6 protein-coding genes are annotated in these 5,959 nt (G+C 68.8%); 4 read left to right on the top strand and 2 right to left on the bottom strand.

Features of this window, described 5'->3' with window-relative positions; genetic code table 11:
• The 4 genes from RJ05_RS01685 to RJ05_RS01670 all read left to right on the top strand — a co-directional run.
• The coding region (locus RJ05_RS01685; protein ID WP_036532261.1) for an AMP-binding protein at window positions 1-1,000 on the top strand (1,000 nt) is incomplete at its 5' end.
• 187 nt (window positions 1,001-1,187) lie between these two features.
• Complete coding sequence (gene nhaA / locus RJ05_RS01680; protein ID WP_036532258.1) at window positions 1,188-2,399, top strand: Na+/H+ antiporter NhaA; 1,212 nt, start codon at window positions 1,188-1,190, stop codon at window positions 2,397-2,399.
• Between the two features lie 28 nt (window positions 2,400-2,427).
• Window positions 2,428-2,967 carry a phage holin family protein gene (locus tag RJ05_RS01675; protein WP_036532255.1) on the top strand — a complete coding sequence of 180 codons (540 nt, stop codon included), beginning with the start codon at window positions 2,428-2,430 and terminating at the stop codon, window positions 2,965-2,967.
• Between the two features lie 36 nt (window positions 2,968-3,003).
• Complete coding sequence (locus RJ05_RS01670) at window positions 3,004-3,939, top strand: alpha/beta fold hydrolase (RefSeq protein ID WP_036532253.1); 936 nt, start codon at window positions 3,004-3,006, stop codon at window positions 3,937-3,939.
• A gap of 128 nt (window positions 3,940-4,067) precedes the next feature.
• On the opposite strand, the gene RJ05_RS01665 is transcribed toward RJ05_RS01670, so the two are convergent.
• Together RJ05_RS01665 and RJ05_RS01660 are read right to left on the bottom strand one after the other, a co-directional pair.
• Window positions 4,068-5,261 carry a MarP family serine protease gene (locus RJ05_RS01665; RefSeq protein WP_036532250.1) on the bottom strand — a complete coding sequence of 398 codons (1,194 nt, stop codon included), beginning with the start codon at window positions 5,259-5,261 and terminating at the stop codon, window positions 4,068-4,070.
• The gene (locus tag RJ05_RS01660; protein WP_036532248.1) at window positions 5,258-5,959 is read right to left on the bottom strand and encodes an NUDIX hydrolase; all 702 of its coding nucleotides are present in this window, start codon (window positions 5,957-5,959) and stop codon (window positions 5,258-5,260) included. Before RJ05_RS01660 ends, RJ05_RS01665 begins: the two co-directional genes overlap by 4 nt.

Genomic DNA, 5,959 nt, shown 5'->3' with positions numbered 1-5,959 from the left:
CCCGCTCGCCAACCGCGCCACCCAAGTCGTTTACGAAGGCACCCCGAACTTCCCCGATGAGCACCGGCACTGGCAGATCATCGAAAAGTACGGCGTCACCATCTATTACACGGCGCCCACACTCATCCGCACGTTCATGAAGTGGGGTCGCGAGATCCCCGACGCCCATGATCTGTCCTCGATCCGGGTGCTCGGCTCGGTCGGCGAGCCGATCAACCCCGAAGCATGGCGGTGGTACCGCGAGGTCATCGGCTCCGGCAGCGCACCCATCGTCGACACCTGGTGGCAGACCGAGACCGGATCGATCATGATCTCCCCGCTACCCGGCGTCACGGCGGCCAAGCCGGGTGCGGCCATGACCCCGCTGCCCGGTATCTCCGCGAAGGTCGTCGACGAAGAGGGCACTATCGTGCGCCCGGCCGGCGATTCGGCCGTCGTCGGCTATCTCGTGCTCGACCAGCCGTGGCCATCCATGCTGCGCGGCATCTGGGGCGATATGGAGCGGTACAAGGCCACCTACTGGGAGCGCTACGCCGAACAGGGCTGGTACTTCGCCGGCGACGGCGCCAAACTCGACGCCGACGGCGACCTGTGGGTGCTCGGGCGGGTCGATGACGTCATGAACGTGTCCGGTCACCGCATCTCCACCGCCGAGGTGGAATCCGCGCTGGTCGGTCACGCCGGCGTGGCCGAGGCGGCCGTGGTCGGCGCCAGCGACGAGACCACCGGGCAGGGCATCGTCGCGTTCGTCATTCTCACCGCCGAAGCCAAGGACACCGGTGCGGAACTGGTCGACGAGCTCAAGGCCGAGGTCGCGAGGGAGATCAGCCCGATCGCCCGGCCCCGCGAGATCCACGTGGTGCCGGAGCTGCCCAAGACCCGCAGCGGCAAGATCATGCGGCGGCTGCTGCGCGACGTCGCCGAGGGCCGCGAACTCGGTGACACCTCGACGCTGGTCGATCCGAACGTTTTCGAAGCCATCCGGGCCTCGCGCGCCTGAGTCGAACCGGCGGTTTTCCGGCAGAAGCGGCAGGTTACGCCCGGTGGGTTCGGTTGTCACCGGGTGTAACCGTTAGAATTGCGTAAGGTGTGCCGGGAAGTCTGGTCGGCGCGTGGTCGTGTACGTCGAATCCGCTGCGGTTCGCCGCGCGTCTGCGGTCCCTGACCGACCTGTCGAGAGGTTTCCCGTGATCACAGCGGCGCGCTCGGAGCTGTCCCGGTATCTACGCACCGAAACCGTCGGCGGCTCATTGCTTCTCATCGCGGCCGCGGTGGCATTGCTGTGGGTGAACTCGCCGTGGGGCGCGAGCTACGAAACGATGACCGATGCGGTGCTGGCCATTCCGCCGCTGCACCTGGAACTCACGCTGGCCGACTGGACCAAGGACGGGCTGCTGGCGGTCTTCTTCTTCGTGGCGGGCCTGGAACTCAAACGCGAACTCGTGGTGGGTGAGCTGGCCGACCGCAAACGGGCCGCGCTGCCGATCATCGCCGCCGTCGGCGGTGTGGTCACGCCGGCGATCATCGCCTACGTCATCGGATACGGCGTGCCAGGCATGGACCGCGGCTGGGCCATCCCGGTCGCCACCGATATCGCGTTCGCGCTGGCGGTCCTGGCCATGACCGGTTCCCGGGTGCCGGCCAGCGCGCGAGTCTTCCTGCTGAGCCTTGCCGTCGTCGACGACCTGCTGGCCATCGTTCTGATCGCGGTGTTGTTCACCGCCGGGTTGTCGCTGCTGTGGCTGCTCGCCGCGCTCGCCTGCTTCGCCGGCTGGTGGCTGGCCCAGCACAAGCGCATCCGCACTCCGCTGGTGTATCTGCCACTGGCCCTGGTGGCCTGGTACGCGCTACACGAGGCCGGCGTGCACCCGACGCTGGCCGGGGTCGGAATGGGCCTGTTGACACGAGTCCGCAAGGACCCCGGTGAATCCGAAGCGCCCGCCACCCGCTGGGAACACATGGTGCAACCGATCTCGGCGGGGCTGTGTGTGCCGCTGTTCGCGCTGTTCGCCTCCGGAGTCCCGTTGAACTCCAGTGTGTTCGGCCATCTGTTCACCGATCGGCTGCCGCTGGCCATCATCGCCGGTCTGCTGCTCGGCAAAACCATCGGCATCATGGGCTTCAGCTGGCTCGCCATCCGGATCGGGCTCGCCAAACGTCCCGCACACCTCGGTTATCGCGATATGTTCGCCCTGTCGGTGCTCGGCGCGATCGGCTTCACCGTTAGCCTGCTCGTGGCGGAACTCGCGCTGGAGGACGAAACCGCCGTGGAATTGGCCAAGGCAGCGATCTTGGTGACCTCTATGGCAGCGTCACTGGCCGGTTCGGCGCTACTGTTGCGGCGTGGGCGTGTCCACCAGGCGCGGCGGGACGCGCGTGCGCTAGAACGAGAACAATGATGCCTGGACAGGGAGAAGGGTCGACCAAGTGAGTGTCACACAGGGCGGTAACGGACGCGACGCGCATCGAGACGGCTCTCCGCACGACCCCGGACGCACCGTGACCGCGATCCCCCTGTCCGAGGTCGATCCGACCGCCTCGGCCAGCTTCGGCACCCTGGTGCGCGATGCCACCGAGCAGGTCTCCACGCTGGTACGGGCCGAGGTCGAGCTGGCCAAAGCCGAGGTGACCGGCGAGATCAAGAAGGGCCTGCAGGGCAGCGTCTTCTTCATCGTCGCGCTGACGATCCTGTTGTTCAGCAGTTTCTTCTTCTTCTTCGCGGTCGCGGAAACCCTCGATATCTGGCTGTACCGATGGGCGGCGTTCTGGATCGTCTTCGCGCTGATGGTGATCGCCACGGCCACCTTCGCCTTCCTCGGCTACCGCAAGGTCAAGAAGCTGCGCGCGCCGGAGAAGACCATCGACTCGCTCAAGCAGACCCGTTCGGTGCTGCCCAGTGGGCTCGGCGCGCACGGCAAGCACGAGCTGACCGCCGACAAGATCGCGATGGACAAGCCCGCCCGCTGAGACACACCCGGCCCCGGCCTACTACGCTCGATCGGCGTGGCGTCGAACTTCCTGCCGGACCCGTCCAGCGTCCGTTATGAGGGTCCCTGGACCCATCGCGACGTTCACGCCAACGGCATCCGCTTCCACATCGTGGAGGCCGCGCCGGAACGCACGGATGCGCCGCTGGTGCTGCTGCTGCACGGATTCGCCGACCTCTGGTGGTCGTGGCGGCATCAGCTGACCGGGCTGTCCGACCTCGGCTATCGCGCCGTCGCGGTGGACCTGCGCGGTTACGGCGACAGCGATAAACCGCCGCGCGGCTACGACGGCTGGACCCTCGCAGGCGATATCGCCGGGCTCATCCGCGCGCTCGGCCACACCGAGGCCACCCTGGTCGGGCACGCCGACGGTGGTCTGGTCTGCTGGGCGACGGCGGTCATGCATCCGCGTCTGGTCCGGGCGATCGCGGTGATCGGCTCCCCGCATCCGGCCGCGCTCAAGAGTGCGGTTTTGCGCGATCGAGCCCAGCGCTCGACGTGGCTGCCGAACTTCCTGCGCTACCAGCTGCCCCGGTACCCCGAACACCTGTTGACCCGGGGAGACGGCGCCGAAGTGGAGCGTCTGCTGCGCGAGCGGGTGGGTGCATCCTGGTCCGGGAGCAGCGAATTCACCGACACCGCGCGCCGGATGCGTTCGGCCATCCAGATTCCCGGAGCGGCCCACTGTTCGCTGGAGTACCAGCGCTGGGCCTTCCGTAGCCAGTGGCGGCCCGACGGCCGCCGGTTCATGGCCATCATGCGCAAGCCCATCGACATCCCGGTGCTGTCGATGCGCGGCGAGCAGGACCGCTACGTGCTCACCACGACGATCCATCGCGGACATCGACTCTCCCCCCGCCGCACAGTGGTCACCATCCCCGACGCCGGCCATTTCGCGCATCAGGAGAACCCGGAAGCGGTGACCACCGAGCTGGCCAAGCTGCTGGGCTGAGCGCCGAGGCCGCACCGATCGGGCACGCGGCCGCCGTACTCATCGTCCGCGGTCCTCTCGTCGGCTTGCCCCGCATCGCCAACGGCCCGACCACCCGGCGGCACTATCGCCGCCGGGTGCCGCTGCGGTCAACTCAGCACGCAGGGCCCGGTGGCGACCGGCGAGTTGGACCCGTCTGCCGCGTCCAGCTGGCGGCGGACCTCCTGCAAGGTGAGCACATAACCGGTGTCGTCGTCGGTGACGGCCGCGCCGAACACCACGCCGAGCACATTGCCCTCGGTGTCCACCAGCGGCCCGCCGGAGTTACCCGCCCGGACCTGTCCGCGGACGGTATACACCTCGCGCTCGATGGTGCCGTCGCGGTAGATGGTCGGGCCGGTCAGGTCAAGGGTCTCGCGGACGCGGGCGGCGCTCGCGGTGTAACGCCCGCCGCCCGGGTAGCCGAGCACGATCGCGCTGTCGCCCGAGCGGGCCGGGGCCGCGGCTTCCGGGATTTCCGGTGCGGTCAGACCTGGGACCGACAGCACCGCGACGTCGTTGGACGGATCGAACAGCACCACTTCCGCTTCCAGCGGACCGGTGGCGGTATCCACCGTGACGCTGGTGGTACCGGCGACGACGTGCGCGTTGGTCATCACCCGTTCGTGCGAGATGACGAAGCCCGATCCCTCCAGCGCCCGCTGGCAACTCGGTGCGACACCGCGGATACGCAGCACGCTCTGTTGCAGCCTGGCGGCCACCGGGCTGCTGAGCACACTCGGGTCCGGCGGTTCGACGGCGGCGATCGGCGCGCGGCCGAACGGCCCGATGACGTCCGGCAGGCCCGAGGTGTTCAGCAGCTTGGAGAACTCGTTGGGCAGCTTGCGCAGCCAGTTCGGCGCCACATCGTTGACGTCGGCCAGGACCCGCGACCCGTTGATCGCGGTCGCGATGGCCGGCTGCGACGAGGTGGCCAGCGGCAGCGCGAGCAACCACGCCGTCACCAGCACGGCCACCGCTTGCAGCACCGCACCGACGACGCTGTCGACGGTGCGGGTGAAGGTGTGCCGCATCCCGCCCCGCGCGGCGCGGCCGAGCACCATGCCCGCGACCTCGCCGACGATCACCAGCACCACGATCAGCAGCACACCGGCGAGCACCCGGCTGCGGCCCTCACCGATGTGGATGAGGATGTGCGGGGCGATCAGGATGCCCGCGACGGCACCGAGCACGACGCCGAGGAAGGCCAGCGCCGACGCGACCGCGCCCTGCCGCCAACCCGACGAGGCGGCCAGCAGGGCGAGGATGACGACAGCGATATCGAGCCAGGTCGATGCGCTCACAGCGTCATCCCCACCGCGGCCAGCGAGGTTTCCAGATCACGCACGTCGGTGCGGTCCCATTCCCGCTCCCAGCCGAGTGTGGTGATCAGGCCGGCGAGGATTCCGCCGGTCAGCCCCCACACCAGCATCCCGTCGACCTGGAAGGCCGGGCTCTGGTAGCCGAGGCTGCCACGCACCAGGAACCGGTTCGCCGGATCGAGCAGATCGGACAACGACACGCGCACCACCCGTTCGGTTTCACTCTGGTCGACCACGCGCACCTCGCTCGGCGTGCGCCAATACGCCACCACCGGTGTCACATCGAACCGGGACGGCGGAACGAACAATTTCGGCAGCACCGCGACCGGCTCGACGCCGTCGCGGTCCAATCCGGTTTCCTCCCAGGCCTCGCGCAGCGCGGTATCGATCGGACCGGTATCGCCGGGATCGACCGCACCGCCGGGGAAGGCGACCTGCCCTCGATGCTGGCGCATGGTGGAGGCCCGCTGGGTCAGCAGCACCTCGGCGTCGGCGGGCAGCCCGCCCGGTGCCTCCGGGTCCGGTTGCACGGAACCGCCGAACAGCACCAGCACCGCGGCCTGGCGCGGCTCGGAGGTCAGCGTCATCACCCTGCGCAGCGCGCGTGCCTTGGACAGGGTGTCGGAGAAGTCGGCGTGGGCCCGGGTGGCCCCGGCGAGCCAGGGCGGAATGTCGGTCAT

The sequence above is a fragment of the Nocardia cyriacigeorgica NBRC 100375 genome, from assembly GCF_000308555.1.
GTDB lineage: Bacteria > Actinomycetota > Actinomycetes > Mycobacteriales > Mycobacteriaceae > Nocardia > Nocardia cyriacigeorgica.
The sequence above is the reverse complement of the archived record's forward strand: the minus strand, read 5'-3'. Positions and strand labels throughout refer to the sequence as shown.